The 16,870-nt window shown below is 64.4% G+C and carries 13 protein-coding genes; 9 read left to right on the top strand and 4 right to left on the bottom strand.

All coding sequences use genetic code 11. The annotated features are described in order from the left end of the window. Positions 1–22: 22 nt before the first annotated feature. Both B5527_RS29905 and B5527_RS29900 read right to left on the bottom strand, forming a co-directional pair. Positions 23–3,571 (bottom strand): molybdopterin cofactor-binding domain-containing protein, encoded by a 3,549-nt coding sequence (locus B5527_RS29905; protein ID WP_079604717.1) that lies wholly within the window; start codon positions 3,569–3,571, stop codon positions 23–25. Continuing rightward, positions 3,571–4,053 (bottom strand): (2Fe-2S)-binding protein, encoded by a 483-nt coding sequence (locus B5527_RS29900; protein ID WP_079604716.1) that lies wholly within the window; start codon positions 4,051–4,053, stop codon positions 3,571–3,573. The genes B5527_RS29905 and B5527_RS29900 overlap by 1 nt, the downstream gene beginning before the upstream one ends. A 346-nt stretch (positions 4,054–4,399) precedes the next feature. Between B5527_RS29900 and B5527_RS29895 the strand changes: the two genes are divergently transcribed. The 8 genes from B5527_RS29895 (at position 4,400) to B5527_RS29860 (ending at position 12,789) form a co-directional block, all read left to right on the top strand. After that, positions 4,400–5,854 carry a 6-hydroxynicotinate reductase gene (locus B5527_RS29895; RefSeq protein ID WP_079604715.1) on the top strand — a complete coding sequence of 485 codons (1,455 nt, stop codon included), beginning with the start codon at positions 4,400–4,402 and terminating at the stop codon, positions 5,852–5,854. Then, positions 5,851–6,762: a UPF0280 family protein gene (locus B5527_RS29890; RefSeq protein ID WP_079604714.1), complete on the top strand. Its 912-nt coding sequence runs from the start codon at positions 5,851–5,853 to the stop codon at positions 6,760–6,762. The genes B5527_RS29895 and B5527_RS29890 overlap by 4 nt, the downstream gene beginning before the upstream one ends. A 33-nt stretch (positions 6,763–6,795) precedes the next feature. Further along, positions 6,796–7,380, top strand: coding sequence for an amino acid synthesis family protein (locus B5527_RS29885; protein ID WP_079604713.1), 585 nt, complete (start codon positions 6,796–6,798; stop codon positions 7,378–7,380). 28 nt (positions 7,381–7,408) lie between these two features. Then, positions 7,409–8,614 carry an ABC transporter substrate-binding protein gene (locus B5527_RS29880; protein ID WP_079604712.1) on the top strand — a complete coding sequence of 402 codons (1,206 nt, stop codon included), beginning with the start codon at positions 7,409–7,411 and terminating at the stop codon, positions 8,612–8,614. 319 nt (positions 8,615–8,933) lie between these two features. Beyond that, positions 8,934–10,820, top strand: coding sequence for an ABC transporter permease (locus B5527_RS29875; RefSeq protein WP_079604711.1), 1,887 nt, complete (start codon positions 8,934–8,936; stop codon positions 10,818–10,820). Continuing rightward, a complete protein-coding gene (locus B5527_RS29870; protein ID WP_079604710.1) occupies positions 10,817–11,608 on the top strand; it encodes an ABC transporter ATP-binding protein in 792 nt (263 codons plus the stop codon). The genes B5527_RS29875 and B5527_RS29870 overlap by 4 nt, the downstream gene beginning before the upstream one ends. Next, positions 11,605–12,309, top strand: a complete 705-nt coding sequence (locus B5527_RS29865; RefSeq protein ID WP_079604709.1) for an ABC transporter ATP-binding protein — start codon at positions 11,605–11,607, stop codon at positions 12,307–12,309. The genes B5527_RS29870 and B5527_RS29865 overlap by 4 nt, the downstream gene beginning before the upstream one ends. A 24-nt stretch (positions 12,310–12,333) precedes the next feature. Continuing rightward, positions 12,334–12,789 (top strand): MarR family winged helix-turn-helix transcriptional regulator, encoded by a 456-nt coding sequence (locus B5527_RS29860; RefSeq protein ID WP_079604708.1) that lies wholly within the window; start codon positions 12,334–12,336, stop codon positions 12,787–12,789. Positions 12,790–13,845: 1,056 nt separating this feature from the next. Here the strand turns inward: B5527_RS29860 and B5527_RS29850 are convergent. Continuing rightward, positions 13,846–14,808: an alpha/beta hydrolase gene (locus B5527_RS29850; protein WP_079604706.1), complete on the bottom strand. Its 963-nt coding sequence runs from the start codon at positions 14,806–14,808 to the stop codon at positions 13,846–13,848. Between the two features lie 45 nt (positions 14,809–14,853). Continuing rightward, the gene (locus tag B5527_RS29845; RefSeq protein WP_079604705.1) at positions 14,854–16,050 is read right to left on the bottom strand and encodes an amidohydrolase family protein; all 1,197 of its coding nucleotides are present in this window, start codon (positions 16,048–16,050) and stop codon (positions 14,854–14,856) included. 164 nt (positions 16,051–16,214) lie between these two features. Between B5527_RS29845 and pncA the strand changes: the two genes are divergently transcribed. After that, positions 16,215–16,859, top strand: a complete 645-nt coding sequence (gene pncA / locus B5527_RS29840; protein ID WP_245332313.1) for a bifunctional nicotinamidase/pyrazinamidase — start codon at positions 16,215–16,217, stop codon at positions 16,857–16,859. The last annotated feature ends 11 nt before the right edge of the window (positions 16,860–16,870 follow it).

Here is a 16,870-nt window from a genome sequence, read left to right as displayed (position 1 = left end):
CAGCGGTTGTTCGGTGCGTTAGCTAGCCTCTGGCCCGGCTGACGGCTGCGCGCACACCGGTCCAGGGCGGCTTGTCCGGGGCGAATTGCTGCCGCAGGTAGGAGACGAGTTCGGCGAGTTGATCGTCGGTCATGCTGTCCTTGAAGGCCGGCATGTAGCCGAGATCGCTCGACACCGGAGCAGTAATGCCGTGCAGGATCACTTGGATCAAATTGTCCGGCACGGCGCTATGCAGATTGCTGTTCAGCGCCAGCGATGGCCGGCTGCCGAACAAAGGCGGCCCGCCGACTTGATGGCAAACCGCGCAGGCGCCCTCATAAAGCCGTGCGCCGGGAGCCGATGCCGAAGCCACCCTGGTGCTGGTCAAGGTCTCGAGTTGGGCGGCCCGCACGTCCTGGGCCGGTTGACCGATGGCGCTCTCGCTGAACGAGGCGAGGTAAACCGCCATGGCGCGGATGTCCTGGTCGGGTAAGCCAGCGAGTTCTTTCACCACCGGCGCCATTGGGCCGGCGGCGACACCGTGAAAGCGGGATTCGCCGGAGCGCAAATAGGCGAACAATTCGTCCTCGCTCCAGGGAATAGGCGCCTGCGAAAGCGACGTCAGCGCCGGCGCCTCCCAGCCTTCCGCGAACCCGCCGGCCAGATAGGCTTTGGCTTTTTCCGCGCCGAGCGCATTGCGCGGCGAGTGGCAGGCGCCGCAGTGGCCGAGGCCTTCGACCAGATAGGCGCCGCGATTCCAAACTTCCGATTTCGTCGCGTCGGCTTCGAATATGGCGGGTTGGTGGAACAGCGCGTTCCATCCCGCCATCAGCGGACGCCAATTGAACGGAAAGGCGAGCTGGGTCTTGGGATTCCCGGCATGCACCGGCGCCTGCGCCATCAGATACGCGTAGAGCGCCTGCAGGTCGGCATCGGTTGCCTTGGCGAAATGCGGATAGGGAAATGCCGGATAAAGATGCCGGCCATCGCGATGGATGCCCTCGCGCATGGCGCGCTCGAAGGCGGGATAGGACCAGCCGCCTATGCCGGTCTCGGGATCGGGCGTGATGTTGGTGCTGTAGATGGTCCCGAACGGCGTCTCGATCGCCCGGCCGCCCGCATTGACCGCCCCATCTGCCGAAGTATGGCAAACCGCGCAATCGCCGAGCGCGGCCAGTTGCCGGCCGCGGGCAATGGTGGCGGCCGAATAGACCGACGCATCCGGCCGTGCGATCGGCGCGATCGACCGCCACGGCAGCACGGCGATGGCGATGCCGACCGCTGCGGTACATAACGCCGCGATCGTCGCAAAGGCACCGCGTCGGCGGGCGAATGGATTTTGCCACTTGTCGGCCGAAGCTGGAGGCTTGGCCGCCGTTAATGGCAATGCGCCTGGTGCGACACTCTGTTCGCCGCGCAACCCCGCAAGAATTCGTTCCGGCGTGAACGGCAATTCCCGAAAACGCACGCCGGTTGCATCGAAGATGGCGTTCGCAATCGCCGCGGCGCTCGGGACGGATGCGGATTCGCCGACGCCGAGCGGCGGCTGGTCCTGCCGCGGCAGCATCAACACGTCGATCTTGGGAATATCGGGGAATTTGATGATGGGGTAGGCGCCCCATTCGCGGCTCGTCACCGAATTGCGGTCGAACGAAACCTCTTCCATCAGCGCCCGGCTGGTCGACTGGATGACGTTGCCGTGGATCTGGTGACGGACGCCCTCGGGGTTGATCATCAGGCCGGAATCCTGACCGGCAACCACGCGGGTCACGCTGACATCGCCGGTGGCCTTGTTGACGGCGACGTCGGCGATCCAGGCCGACCACGCCGCGCCGTAGCCCGGAAACTTGCTGTGCACATAGAGCGCGTAAGCAAAACCGCGCCCGCGCACGACATCGCCCTCGGCTATCGGCTCTTGCCGGACGGGACGCGGGCTCCAGCCGGCGCGCTCGGCTACGGCGTTGACCAGATCGACGGCGCGCTTATCCCTGAGATACCGCAGGCGATATTCGATCGGATCGACACCAGCCTCGGTTGCCAGCTCGTCGATATAGGATTCGTGGGCAAACGTGTTCGGCAACGCCGAGACGCCGCGAAGCCACGACGCGCGAACGATCGGGGGCATGTCGTGCGCGACCACGCGCATAGCGTCGTAGTCGTAAGGCGGGATCGCGGTGCGGTCGCCCATCTCGAACACATCAGGGACCGGCGCAACCGCCCCCGTCAGCAGCAGCGCCAGAGTGGGCGCGCCGTTAGACGGATAGCGTGTCGCAAAATCGTAGCCGGCGACGCTGCCATCGGCACGCAGGCCGCCCCTGACGTCCATCAGCTGCGCGGTGCCCTTCGGCTCCCAGGCGTGCTCCTGCTCGCGCGTCAGCTGTACGCGGACGGGACGGCCGACGGCGCGCGATAATAGAACCGCATCGGCCGAAACGTCGTCGGCGCAGTTGCGGCCGTAGCAGCCGGCGGCTTCCATCCGGATCACATCGATTTCGGCATCCGGCCGTTGCAGCAACAGCGCCAGGTCGGCGCGCAGGATGTGCGGATTTTGCGTGCCGGACCACACCCTGATGTGACCGTCTTGATAATCTGCAACGGCGCAGGACGGCCCGATCGAACCGTGCATCTGGTACGGCCAGATATAGGTCCGCTGCATCGGCTTGGCGGCAGCGGCAAGGGCCGCGTCAACGTCGCCTTTGTCGATCAGGGTTCGCGGCATCGAGGGATGGGCGCGCAGCGCGGTCTCGACGTCCTTCAGATCGGGCAGCGTCGGCGTCGGCTTCCAACTGATCTTCAGTTGCGCAGCCGCCTTGACCGCGTTTTCCTCGCGTTCGGCGATGACGCCGACGAAATCGCCGATCGTGACCACCGCGACCAGCCCGGGAATATTGCTCACCGAGGTCTCGTCGACCGCGATCAGGCTGGTGCCGACGAACGGGCCGGAATCGACGCCGGCGTAGGGCGGGCGAACGACGCGGCCGTGGAGCATGCCGGGCAGACGCACGTCGTGAACGTAGACCAGTTCACCGGTCGCCTTCGCCGGCAGGTCGGTGCGCGGCACCGACTGCCCGACAATGGTGTAGGCATCGACCGCCTTGACCTCAACGTCCTCCGCCAGTTCAAGGCGGATCGTCTCGCCGGCAATCAGTTCGCCGTAGCTGACGCTGCGGTTGTCGCGGCTGCGGACCAGGCCATCTTCCACCGATAGATCTGCCGCGGGAAGTTCGAGCCGTTCCGCAGCACGGGCCAGCAAAAACTGCCGCGCTTGCGCCGCGGCGTTGCGCAAGGGCACCGCTGATACCTGGATGGTCTCGCTGGCGATGGTTGGGCCCTGATTGGGCACGCGCGAGGTGTCGCCCAGCACGACGACGACGCGTGCAAAGGACACGTCGAGTTCCTCGGCGACGATTTGTCCGAGCGCGGTGCGAATGCCGGTCCCGAGGTCGACATGGCCGTTGAAGGCGGTGACCGAACCATCTGCGGTTATCTTGATGAAGGTCTCGACTACGCCTGCCGCACCTGGAACGGCGGGGCGAACGATCGACAACGATCCCGGCTCAAGTTCGCGATCGTCCGAAGCCGGCGCGGTCATCAATCCAGCGCCTCCACGACATGACCCGCCGCCCGCATCACCGCGCGCATGATTTCAACATGTGCGCCGCATCGGCAAAGATTGTAGCGCAACGCCTCCAGGGCCTCGGTCTCGGAGGGCCGCGGGTTGCGCATCAGCAGGGCTTTCGTCGTCATGATCATGCCGTTGAGGCAGTAACCGCATTGCGCCGCCTGTTCGCCGATGAAGGCGGCCTGCACCGGATCGGGATGATCGCGCGAACCGAGGCCCTCGAGCGTCACGATGTCGCGCTCGACGCAGCCGCTGATCGGGATCACGCAGGAGCGGGCGGCGATGCCGTCGATCAGCACGGCGCAGGCGCCGCATTCGCCAAGCCCGCAGCCATATTTCGGCCCGTTCAATTCCAGATCGTTGCGCAATGCGTAAAGCAGCGCGGTATCGGGAGCGGCGTCGACGTGATGGATCCTGCCGTTGACTGCGAGGCGGATCGGGGTCTGCGTCATGCCTGTGGTTCCGGCCCGGTCGTTGCGCTGCAAACTGCGCGGTAGATCCGTGTGAGGATACCGTTTGCATACAAACGTGCAAGCATGCCATTCCCGGCCGATGCTTGTGCCCGGTTTATGAACAGAGATGGGAGGCAACTGAGCTTTTATTCGGCAGGGGCGTGTTTTCGCGGCCGGCGGCGCTTGACAGTATTTTGCTGCACGCGCAACATCATTCGTATACGAACAAAGTGTCCCGGCCGCGATATGCCGAACACCGTCTCGATTTGCCTGGTTTGGGACAACGTACATCGTTGTCAATCCAGGCGTTGGACAGTTTGACGCTGGCTTGTGAGCTCGTTCATGCATGACTGATGCGACTGAGGCTGCCACCGACAAGATCCGCTGCGATGCGTGTCCGGTCATGTGCTACATCAGGCCAGGCGCGGCGGGGGCCTGCGACCGCTACGCCAATCACAATGGCGAACTGGTCCGCGTCGACCCTCATATCGTTCTGGAGCGAACGGTGTCCCATGGCGGGCGGCTGGTGCCGTTTCAGGCCGGCGGCGACTGGGACGGCAAGATCGTGCGCGAGCCCAGCGTTTTCGTGACCGCCATCGGCGCCGGCACCACCTATCCCGACTACAAGCCGGCGCCCTTCATCGTGTCTTCGGAAATCGACTGCGTCGACATGGTCACCGTGGTGACCGAAGGCATCTTCAGTTATTGCGGCGTCAAGGTGAAGATCGACACCGACCGTTATCTCGGACCCGAGACGGCGACGGTCCGCGCGCAGGGCGAGGCGATCGGCCACGTGACGACCAGCGAATACGGCTCGCAGATGCTGTCGCTGGGCGGCGTTCATCATCTCACCGGCGGCTCCAAGAAAGAAGGCCGCGTCACCTGCGACGCGCTGATGGATCTGAGCAACTGCAAGCCGGTCGAACTCACCATCGACGGCGGTGCGACCGTGGTGGTGCAGGCCGGTTATCCGCCGATCGTCAACGGCGTGGCCGAGGAGCGCATGCGGGTCGGCTGCGGCTCGGCGACGATCGGCATGTTTGCCAAGCAATGGCACGGCAAGGTCGACGAGGTCGTGGTGGTCGATGACCACATCACCGGCGTTCTCAGCGAGCACCAGGCCGGCAAGCTGCTCGATATTCCCGACACCGGAATCAAGATGAAGGGACGGCGCTCGACGCCCGGCCGTTATTTCCAGGTCGCCGAGCCCGGCACCGGCTGGGGCGGCACCATGATCTCCGACCCGCTGTCGGTGCTGGGCCCGTTCGATCCGAAGACCGCGCGTCCCGGTATGACCATGCTGATGGTCAGCACGACCGGCGAGCACGCGGCCTATTACGAACTCGACGAGACGCTCAAGCCGATCGAGAAGCAGATGCCGGCCGATCTCAAGCAATCGGTCGAGCGGATCCGGGAGAACTGCGAACCGGCGCTATGCACGGTGCTCTTTATGGGCGGGGCGGGCGGGTCGCTGCGGGCTGGAGTCACCGACAATCCGGTGCGGCTGACGCGCTCGGTGAAGGACGCGCTGACACGCGTCACGAGCGGCGGCGCGCCGGTCTATGTCTGGCCGGGCGGCGGCATCACCTTCATGGTTGATGTCACGCGGTTGCCGGCGGGCGCGTTCGGCTATGTTCCGACGCCGGCGCTGGTGGCGCCGATCGAGTTCACGTTGCGGCTGTCGGATTATGCGGCGCTGGGCGGCCATATGGATCATGTTCGTCCGCTGGCGTCGCTGAAGGACAATACCGAAATCCGCCAGATGCCTTCGCAGCCACCGACGCCGGGACCGCGCGCATGACGAGACGCCCGCAAATCAGTTTTCTGGCTGATGGGAGGCGGCTTCACCTGCAGGACGGCCCGATCGACCTGATCGTGGAAGCGCGCGGCGGCGAGGCGAACGTGCGGTTGGCTTATGACGCCGCGGCACACCGCTTTACCGGTCTGCTCGATCAACTCTGCGATGAACTGCCGGAATTGCGCCAAGCAGCCGACCCCACGCGGTGCCTGCTGCGGGGCACGGTGGCTCGCCGCATGCATGCGGCGGTGGCGCCTTTTGCCGCCGAACATTTCATCACGCCGATGGCGGCGGTCGCAGGCGCCGTCGCGGAAGAGATTCTCGGCGCAATGCTGCGTGAGGCGCAGCTTGAGCGCGCTTATGTCAACAATGGCGGCGACATCGCGCTGCATCTGGCGGACGGAGAACGTTTTACCGTGGGTCTGGCGGACCGGCCCGACCAGCCCGGTTTGATGCGAACCATGATCATCGGTCACGATGACCCCACGCAAGGGGTCGCGACCAGTGGGCGTCACGGACGCAGTTTTTCGCTCGGCATTGCCGACGCCGTCACCGTACTGGCGCGGACCGCGTCGCAGGCCGACGCTGCCGCCACCATCATTGCCAATTCAGTCGATTTGCCCGGACACCCTGGCATCGTTCGCTGCCCGGCCCGAGATCTGCAGCCGGACAGCGATCTCGGCGCGCGGCTTGTCACCCGCGGCGTCGGCGAATTGTCAGCCGGCGAAATCGAGGATGCGCTCGAAGCCGGCGCGGCTTGCGCGCGAAGGCAGCTCGCGGCCGGATTGATCGACGGCGCCACATTGCGTTTGCAGGGCGAGATGATCATTGTGGCGGCGAGGGCGATCGAGATGCCGGGATTGCAAACCCAACGCCGCAGCAGCGCAACGGAAAGCGCGATGCATGTCTAAATTCAGAGAACTCAGGCAACGAGGTTGACAACGATGAGCGCGGTCATTCGCAAGATCGTCACGGTGGTCGAGGAAACGCTGCTGGAGATGGGACAGACCGTCTCGCCGCCGACCCGGCGGGCGGCGGCCATCGCCGTGATCGAAAATCCGTTCGCCGGAAAATATGTCGAAGACCTCAGCCCGCTGATCGCGATCGGCGAGGAACTCGGCGAGCTGCTCGCGGCAAGGGCCGTTGCCGCGCTCGGAATTGATGGCGCCAGGGCGCAGAGCTACGGCAAGGCGGCTGCGGTCGGCGAAAATGGCGAGCTCGAACACGCGGCCGCGATCCTGCACCCGAAGATGGGCGCGCCGGTGCGCAAGATCCTCGGCAAGGGCGCGGCGCTGATTCCGTCATCGAAGAAGCGCAGCGGGCCGGGCACGACGCTCGATATTCCGCTCGGCCACAAGGACGCGGCGTTCGTGCGCAGCCATTTCGACGGCATGGAAGTGCAAATCAACGACGCGCCGCGCGCCAACGAGATCATGGTCGCGGTCGCGATCACCGACAGCGGCAGGCCGCTGCCGCGCGTCGGCGGCCTGACGACGGCGGAAATCAAGGGCGAGGACGGTCTTCGATAACTGGTTTATCAACACTGGAGGGTTAGGGATGCAACGAAGCAAGATCTACCTGGGCGCGGGGTTCGCGATTCTGTTCAGCGGCATGGCGCATTCGGCCATGGCGCAGAGCGAGATCAAGATCGGCGAAATCAACTCTTACTCGCTGCTTCCCGCCTTTACCGAGCCCTATCGCAAGGGCTGGCAGCTCGCGGTCGAGGAAATCAATGCCGCCGGCGGCATCAACGGCAAGAAACTCGTTGTCATCTCCAAGGATGACGGAGGCAAGCCCGCCGACGCGCAGACCGCGGCCAATGAACTGGTGTCGAGCGAGAACGTGGCGATGCTGACCGGCACCTTCCTGTCCAACATTGGTCTCGCCGTCAGCGACTTCGCCAACCAGAAGAAGGTCTTCTTTCTTGCCGCCGAGCCTCTGACCGACGCGATCACCTGGGCCAAGGGCAACCGCTATACCTTCCGGCTGCGCCCCTCCAACTACATGCAGGCAGCCATGCTGGTGGAAGAGGCCGCAAAACTGCCGGCAAAACGCTGGGCGACGATCGCGCCGAATTATGAATACGGCCAGTCCGCGGTCGCGGTGTTCAAGAAGCTGATGTCGGAAAAGCGCCCCGATATTCAGTGGGTCGACGAGCAATGGCCGCCGCAGGGCAAGATCGACGCGGGTCCCGTGGTGCAGGCCGTCGCCGCGGCCAATCCGGAAGCCATCCTCAACGTCACCTTCGGCGCCGATCTGGTCAAACTCGTGCGCGAAGGAAATACCCGTGGCCTGTTTAGGGATCGCGCGGTGGTCAGTTTCCTGACCGGTGAACCCGAATATCTCGATCCGCTGAAGGATGAAACGCCGGAAGGTTGGATCGTCACCGGCTATCCCTGGTACAGCATCAAGACGCCGGAGCATGCCGCGTTCCTGAAGGCCTACCAGGCGAAGTACAACGACTATCCGAGGCTCGGCTCGATCGTCGGCTACGAGACCATCAAGTCCGCCGCGGCCATTCTGGCCAAGGCCAACTCCAGCGATCCGGATAAGCTGATCGCGGCAGCGGAAGGATTGTCGGTGCCGTCACCGTTCGGCGAGATCACCTTCCGCAAGATCGACCACCAGTCGACGCTGGGCGCGTTCATCGGCAAGACCGCGCTCAAGGACGGCAAGGGCATCATGGTGGGCACGTCCTATCGCAAGGGCTCCGATTATCTGCCCAGCGACGCTGAAATCGAAAAGATGCGCCCGAAAGAATGAGGGACTCACCTTACCCTCCCCTGGAGGGGGAGGGTCGCTCGCGCTCGGCGATGCGCAGCATCGTCCGGTGCGAGCGGGGTGGGGTGACAGTCTCTCCCCTTGAACAGTGCCCAAGTTGAGAGATCACCCCACCCCGGCACGCATCTCGCTTCGCGCGATGCGTGCCGACCCTCCCCCTCCAGGGGAGGGTAAGAATGCGATAACCGTCCCCGCAGGCGGGGAGAGGTGAGAAGGGAACGACCTCATCCTGAGGAGGCGCGAAGCGCCGTCTCGAAGGATGAAGCCACTGTATCGGAAAGCGCGCTAGCCCGGACCGCAAATGGCCTTTTACTTCGTTCAGTTCCTGACCGGTCTTGCCAGCGCGGCGTCGCTGTTTCTGGTGGCGTCGGGGCTGTCGATCATTTTCGGCGTCACGCGGATCGTGAATTTCGCCCATGGCGCGTTCTACATGCTTGGCGCCTATGTGGCGTTTACGCTGACCGAACGATTTTCCGGCGCGGTCGGTTTCTGGGGCGGCATCGTCGCCGCGGCGCTGATCGTGGCCGTCGTCGGCGCGCTGGTCGAGATGATCCTGCTGCGCCGGATCTATCATGTGCCGGAATTGTTTCAGCTTCTCGCAACCTTCGGCCTGACCCTGATGGTCGAGGATCTCGTGGTCCTGATCTGGGGACCGAGCGACCTGTTGGGCCGCCGCGCGCCGGGCTTCAAGGGGGCGGTCGATTTCTTCGGCCAGAATATTCCGACTTACGACCTGTTCCTGATCGGCCTCGGTCCGGTCGTGCTCGGCGTGCTGTGGCTGCTGTTTCAGCGAACACGCTGGGGCGTGCTGGTTCGCGCGGCGACGCAGGACCGCGACATGGTGGCGGCGCTCGGCGTTAACCAGAAATGGCTGTTTACCAGCGTGTTCGCGGTCGGGGTGTTTCTCGCCGCGCTCGGCGGCGCGCTGCAGCTGCCGCGCGACGCCGTGCATCATGCCCTGGACCTGCGGATCATCGTAGACGTATTCGTGGTGGTGGTGATCGGCGGCCTCGGCAGCATCATCGGCGCTTTTGTGGCGGCGGTATTGGTGTCGGAGCTGAACGCGTTCGGCATCCTGATCTTTCCGAAGATTTCCATCATCCTGGTATTCCTGGTCATGGCCGCCGTGCTGATCGTGAGGCCATGGGGCCTGTTCGGGAAGGCGGAAGCGCCGGCACGCCGCACGCCCGGGCTGACCGTAAACCCGTGGCGTCCGCTGACGTCGAATGAACGCCTCGCGGCGATCGCCGCACTGGCCCTGGCGGCGGCACTACCGCTGATCGGCGGCAACTACGCGCTCACGGTCGGCTCGGAGATTGCGATCTTCGTGATCTTTGCCGCCAGCCTGCATTTCCTGATGTCGGTCGGCGGGCTCGCCTCGTTCGGCCATGCGGCGTATTTCGGGCTCGGCGCCTACGGCGTCGCGCTCCTCGCCAAGCTCGCCGGACTGCCGATGATCGTCTCGCTTCTGCTTGGTCCGCTCCTGGGATGCCTGGGTGCGGCGGTGTTCGGGTTCTTCGCCGTTCAATTGTCCGGCGTCTATTTCGCGATGCTAACGCTGGCCTTCGCGCAGATCGTCTGGTCGATCGCGTTCGAATGGGTCAGCGTCACCGGCGGCGACAACGGCATCCTCGGCGTCTGGCCCGAGAAATGGGCGGCGAGCCCGACGCATTTCTACTGGCTTTCGCTCGGCGTCGCCGCGCTGGCGGTCGCCGCACTTCGGATCGTCGTATTCTCTCCGTTCGGCTTCGCGCTGCGGGCGACGCGCGACTCGCCGCTGCGCAGCGAGGCTGTCGGCATCGACGGCAAGCGCATCCGGTGGACCGCCTTCGTGATCGCCGGCACCGTCGCCGGCATCGCCGGCGCGCTGTTCGCGTATCTCAAGGGCAGCGTCTTTCCCGACAATCTCGGCATCTCGCTCTCGGTCGATGCGCTTGTGATGGTGCTGCTGGGTGGCGTCGAGACGGTGTCCGGCGCCGTGGTCGGCGCCATCGTCTACAAGGCGTTGTCGATTTGGCTGGTGAGCCAGACCGACCTGTCCAAGCTGGTGCTGGGCGGCGTCATCGTCCTGATCGTGGTCGCCTTCCCGAAGGGCATTGTCGGGATGCTGGAGACGATCCGGAATCGCCGCCGGCCGGCATCGCCGAAGTCCGCACTGCTGAACTCGCGAATCGAGACCGCCGAATGAGCACCGCGCCCACGCTGCTTTCAGTCGAAGGCCTGAGCAAATCCTATGGCGGCGTCCATGCGGTGCGCGGTGTGTCGTTTGCACTGAAGGCCGGCGAAATCCTGGCGCTGATCGGACCCAACGGCGCCGGCAAGAGCACCTGCTTCGACATGCTCAACGGCCAGAACGTTCCGGATTCCGGCCGGATCCATTTGCTCGGCCGGGACACTACCGGCAAGAAGCCGCGCGAGATCTGGCGAATGGGGGTTGGACGGACCTTCCAGATCACGGCAACGTTTCCGACCATGACGGTGCGCGAGAACGTCCAGGTCCCGCTGGTGTCGTATCACAGGCAGTTGTTCAATCTCCGGGCCTCGACGCCGCGGTTTGCGAAAGCGGAGGCCAGCGGGCTGCTCGAACTCGTCGGCATGGGCGGTTACGCGGAACGCTCTTGCGGCGAACTCGCCTATGGCGATCTCAAGCGGCTGGAACTCGCCGTCGCGCTCGCCAATCAGCCAAAACTGCTTTTGATGGACGAGCCGACCGCCGGCATGGCGCCGCGCGAGCGCATCGAACTGATGCGGCTTACCGCGGAGATCGCGCGGGAAAAATCGATCGGCGTTCTCTTTACCGAACATGACATGGACGTGGTGTTCGAACACGCCGATCGCATCCTGGTGCTCAATCGCGGCACACTGATCGCCGAAGGCTCACCGGAAGAAGTTCGGCGTAACCCGCAAGTTCGCGCCATCTATCTCGGCGAGGGCCTGGTCTACGACATCAGCCATCGCGACGGGGCGCCGGCATGAAGCTCAGCGTGCAGGATCTCAACAGCCATTATGGCCCGGCTCACATCCTGTTCGACGTCGCGCTCGAGGTCGGCGACGGCGAGGTGGTCGCGCTGCTCGGACGTAACGGCGCCGGCAAGTCGACCACCTTTCGCTCGATCGTCGGTCTGGTCGCGCAGCGTACCGGCCGCATCCTGTTCGAGGGCAGGGATGTCTCGGCTCAGCCGACCCACGCAATCGTGCGTGGCGGGCTCGGCTATGTACCGGAGGAACGGCGCATCTTCACGGACCTGACCGTGGAGGAAAACCTTGAAGTTGGCCGACAGCCGGTGCGCCCGAACGCGCCGCACTGGACGCGGGAAAAATTATTTACGCTGTTTCCGAACCTCGGCGAAATGCGCGGCCGCGCGGGCGGGCGCATGAGCGGCGGCGAGCAGCAGATGCTGACGATTGCGCGGACCTTGATGGGTAACCCGTCGCTGGTGCTGCTCGACGAGCCGTCGGAAGGCCTGTCACCGAAGATCGTGGAGCAGATGGTCGAGGCGATCCTGATCATGAAGAAGGAAGGCGTCAGCATCGTGCTCTCCGAACAGAATTTGCATTTCGCCCGGCTGATCTGCGACCGCGCCTATATCATCGAGCGCGGCCGTATCTGTTTTACCGGTACCATGCGCGAGCTTGATGCGCGTCCGGACATTCGCGATGCGCATCTGGCGCTGTGAGCGCCGGCAAAAAGGGGCAGGGGGATGGCCAGGAGTATTTCGCCGAAACGAAGCATAAGACCTTCGCGGCCGGCTTATATTCTCGAGGAGCAGATCGGTTTCATCCTGCGCCAGGTGTGGCAGCGCCATGCCACGATCTTCGCGCGCGAGATCGGAATCAACCTGACGCCGACGCAATGGGCGGCGCTGGCCAAGCTCACCGAGACCGGACCGTGCTCGCAGAACCAGCTTGGGCGGCTGACGGCGATGGATGTCGCCACCATCAAGGGCGTGATCGACCGGCTCACCGCGCGCGGCCTGACCGAGACCAGCGCCGACCCCGCAGACGGCCGCCGCCTGCTGGTCAGCCTCACCCGTGCCGGCCAGCAGATGGCAGAAAAAGCCGCACCGAACGCGCTGGCGATCACCAAGGAGACGCTGGCGCCGCTCGATGCGAAGGAGCGCGAGACGCTGTTGGTGCTGCTGAGCAAGTTGAGGTGATGTGGACAGCCAGAGGCGCCAACGGGTCCGCAGCAAACGCGTCCGATGGGCCGCCCGGCATCCACGCCCTCTGTTTTCGGGACGAACAGTTTTGGCGCGGTTCGGGCGCTTCGCGCCGCGAGGCCGAAAAAGCCGTGCGTGAGATTGGATCGCCGTCATTGCGACGAAGCAATCCATTCTTTCTCCGTGGGGAGGGATGGATTGCTTCGCTGCGCTCGCAATGACGGCCTTGGCGCTCGTGAATTCGTGACGATGCTCTTGTCTTTGTTCGACGCGTTTTTTTGACGCGAACCGGTTTCCCACTTCGCCAGAAACACTTTGATTGCCGTGATGATGAACAGATGCCGGTGATTTGCCCGACGGGTCAAATTTTTCTCTTCCGTCGGATCGGCGGATAGCGTGTCGCGCAAAAAACACGTGCCTGACGGGCTAGATTTGGTGTAGTCGCGGCTTGTCCAGCCCCATGGCGAAAAATATTCTGATTTTCAGAAGACGTAAATCAGCTGTATATCTCTCGCCGTCTCGTCCCGACTACAGGGGCGCTCGCGATCGTCACGAACGCGGGGCGAGATGCGATGGACGCCGGCGGTGCGACTGACGAGCGCACTGATTTGGCGGACGGCGAAGACGTGTGGTCCTGACACCCCGACGCTGGTGTCAAGTTTGCGGATTAATCCGCGTAACGACGGTGGCAAGAAAGCCGATCACCGGGGAGAGCACGGTATAAGCCGTAAACCATTGCGTGCGGGAATGTCGGGTGATTTCCGATGGCTCGCTGTGAATACTCGTGTGCATACTTGCTACCAATAGCGCACACGAGGCTGCGGGTGCATCGGGCGCCCGGCATTCCCCACGCCCTCTGTTTTCAGGGCGGATGTTTTTGGCAAACCTCGGACGCACCGCGCCGCGAGATCGCGAAGGTGTGTCATTCCGTCATTGCGAGCGCAGCGAAGCAATCCATGCTGCAACACAAAGAAAGAGTGGATTGCTTCGCTGCGCTCGCAATGACGTGGGGTATCGATTATCTCGCCCAACTGTCATTACCCGCGAAGCGCCTCACGCGCCGCGTTCGAGCAATGCCTTGAAATCGGCGCGCGCGCGTTGCGCCTCGCGCCGCGCGGTTTCCGACACTTCGCCAAGGCCGAAATAGCCGTGGATCAGGCCTTTGCCGTCATAGTAGTTCGTCGCGACGCCGGCGGCGGCGAGCGCGTCGGCATAGGCCTTGCCTTCGTCGCGCAACGGATCGAACCACGCCGTGCAAACGATCGCAGGGGCAAGCCCGGCGAGACTTTTCGCGCGCAACGGCGAAACCCGCCAATCCCCGCCGTGCCTGGCGTCATCAAGATAATGGCCGGCGAACCATTCCATCACCGCGCGCGACAGGAAGTAGCCTTCGGCGTTTTCCGCGCGGGAGGGAAAGCGCGCGTTCTCGCCGGCGTCGGCGTAGTTTCCGGCGACATCGGTCACGGGGTAGACCAGCAACTGCGCGGCGAGCTTGATGCCCGCGTCGCGGCAGGCGATCGCAACGGCAGCCGCGAGATTGCCGCCGGCGCTGTCCCCGGCGACGCCAACCCGCGTGCTGTCTCCACCGAACTCGGCGATACCAGCGATAATGTCGCGCGCGGCGGCGAAGGCGTCCTCGAATGCGCCGGGAAAACGTGTTTCCGGCGGACGCCGGTAGTCGACGGAGACGACGACCGCACCTGTCTCGATAGCGAGCAGGCGCGCCTGCCGGTCATGGGTTTCGAGATCGCCGGCGACCCAGCCGCCGCCGTGGAAGAACACCACGGTCGGCGATTTTTCCCGCGAGAGGCGGTAGACGCGCGCGGCGAGTGGCCCGGCGGCGCCCTTCACCTCTATATCAGCCACGCTCGCCACCTGCGGCGGCGGAACGGCAGCACGCGCCGCGGCCAGCGCGCGGAGCGCATCGCGCGCGCTCTGCGGCGTCATGGTCTCGGGATCGCGCAGCGGCAGCAGCGGAATGATCTGGGCGATGACAGGATCGAGCGGTGTGGTCATGCGGGCTCCCGGGCAGAACAGGTTTCGAACGAAAATCGAGATCGGTCAGTGCCCGACGATGACAGGCACCTTCGTCGCCGGCGGCGTGTTGCGGCTGCGCTGCGTGCGGACGATGCCGTCGATGATGGTCATGCCTATGCCGGGCAAGTCGCCGAGCTGCACGCTGTCGAGGATGGTCTTGCCGGGGGAATGCTGCGCCCTGTCCATGATGACGAAGTCGGCCGCCCGTCCGACCTCGACAAGGCCGCAGTCCAGCGCGCGCATTCGCGCGGTGTTTCCGGTCGCAAAGCAGAACGCGATTTCCGCGGGCACATCGCCGAGCGACGACAACAGCGATACCATCCGCAGAATGCCGAGCGGCTGCACCCCGGAGCCCGCGGGGGAATCGGTGCCGAGGATAACGCGGCTGAGATCGCCCATCTCGCGCGCGATCCGCAACGTATAAAGCGCCGAACGCTCGTTGCCGTTGTGCACCAGCTCGAGGCCGCGCTTGCAGCCCTCGCAGATGCAGCGGATCTGGTCATCGGGCAGGGCGGTGTGGCCGCCGTTGATGTGGCCGACCACGTCGGTGTCGGCTTCCAGCACCACGTCCTTGTCGATCAGGCCGGAGCCGGGAATCGAGGGACCGCCGGTGTGGATGGTGCTTTGAATACCGTATTTGCGTGCCCATCCGACCATCTTGCGCGCGGTCGGGCCATCCTTGACGCCGCCGAGACCGACTTCGCCGAGCAGCTTGACACCGGCCGCTGCCAATTCCTTGAAATCTTCCTCGACCATCTCGTTTTCGATGACCGGCGCGCCGGCGTGAACCTTCACGCCGCCGGGGCGGAGCGTCCAGAACGCGCGCTGCGCGAAAATCGCCATCGCCTTCAGGCCGACGACGTCGCGGGGGCGGCCGGGCATATGAACCTCGCCCGCCGAGATCATGGTGGTGACGCCGCCGTGCAGAAAACTGTCGATCCAGCCGATCTGGTTCTGCCGCGGCGTCCAGTCGCCGGCGACGGGATGAACGTGGCTGTCGATCAGGCCGGGCGCGACCGTGGTGCCATTGGCATCGATGATGGTGGTGGCGCCTTCGGCATCTATATCCTTGGCGCGGCCGATTCCCGTGATCTTGCCGTTTTCCGCGACAATCGTGTCGGCATCGAGGATCGGCTTTTCCATGGCGCCCGAGAGCAGCAGGCCGATATTGCGGATTACCAGTTTGCTGCGACCGGCTGCCTGAGGTTCATCGTGGGCCATGGACTTGTTCCCTTGCTGTTCAATGCGGTCGCCGGTTCGAACCCGAATTTGAGCGCGGCTTGGCGGCCCGATCAAGTTGGATTATTCATTCGTATGCAAATAAATCGCGCGCTGCAATTCCCTGCTGCCGCCGCCTGTGCTTTGCGCTAAAGAGTGGCGATCGGATGATGGGCAAGACCAACATGCAGATGCGGCTTGGCGACGACGATTTGCTGCTGATCATCGACGTGCAGAACGATTTCTGCCCCGGCGGCGCGCTGGCGGTTGCCGACGGCGATGCCGTGGTGCCGGTCATCAATCGGCTCGCCGAGCGCTTCAATCACGTCGTGCTGACCCAGGACTGGCATCCCCCGGGTCACAGTTCCTTTGCCACATCCCATCCGGGCGCTGCTGCCTTCGACACGATCAGCATGCCCTATGGGCAGCAAACCCTCTGGCCCGATCATTGCATCCAGGGCACGCCGGGCGCGGCCTTTCATCCGCAACTGGCGACAGACCGGGCGGAACTGGTGATCCGCAAGGGTTTTCGCGCGGCGATCGATTCCTATTCCGCGTTCCATGAAAACGACCGGCGTACCCCGACGGGCCTCGCAGGTTATCTGCGCGAACGCGGCTTGCGGCGAATCTTTCTCGTCGGGCTCGCAACGGACTATTGCGTCTATTATTCCGCTGTCGATGCGCGCCGGCTCGGCTTCGACACCGTGCTCGTCGAGGCCGGATGCCGGGCCATCGATCTGGCGGGGTCGCTCGATGCTGCCTGGGCTGGAATGGCTGACGCCGGCGTTCAGCGTGTCAACGATCTCGGATAGCGCGATGATCT

The organism is Bradyrhizobium erythrophlei, assembly GCF_900129425.1.
Taxonomy (GTDB): domain Bacteria; phylum Pseudomonadota; class Alphaproteobacteria; order Rhizobiales; family Xanthobacteraceae; genus Bradyrhizobium; species Bradyrhizobium erythrophlei_C.
The sequence above is the reverse complement of the archived record's forward strand: the minus strand, read 5'-3'. Positions and strand labels throughout refer to the sequence as shown.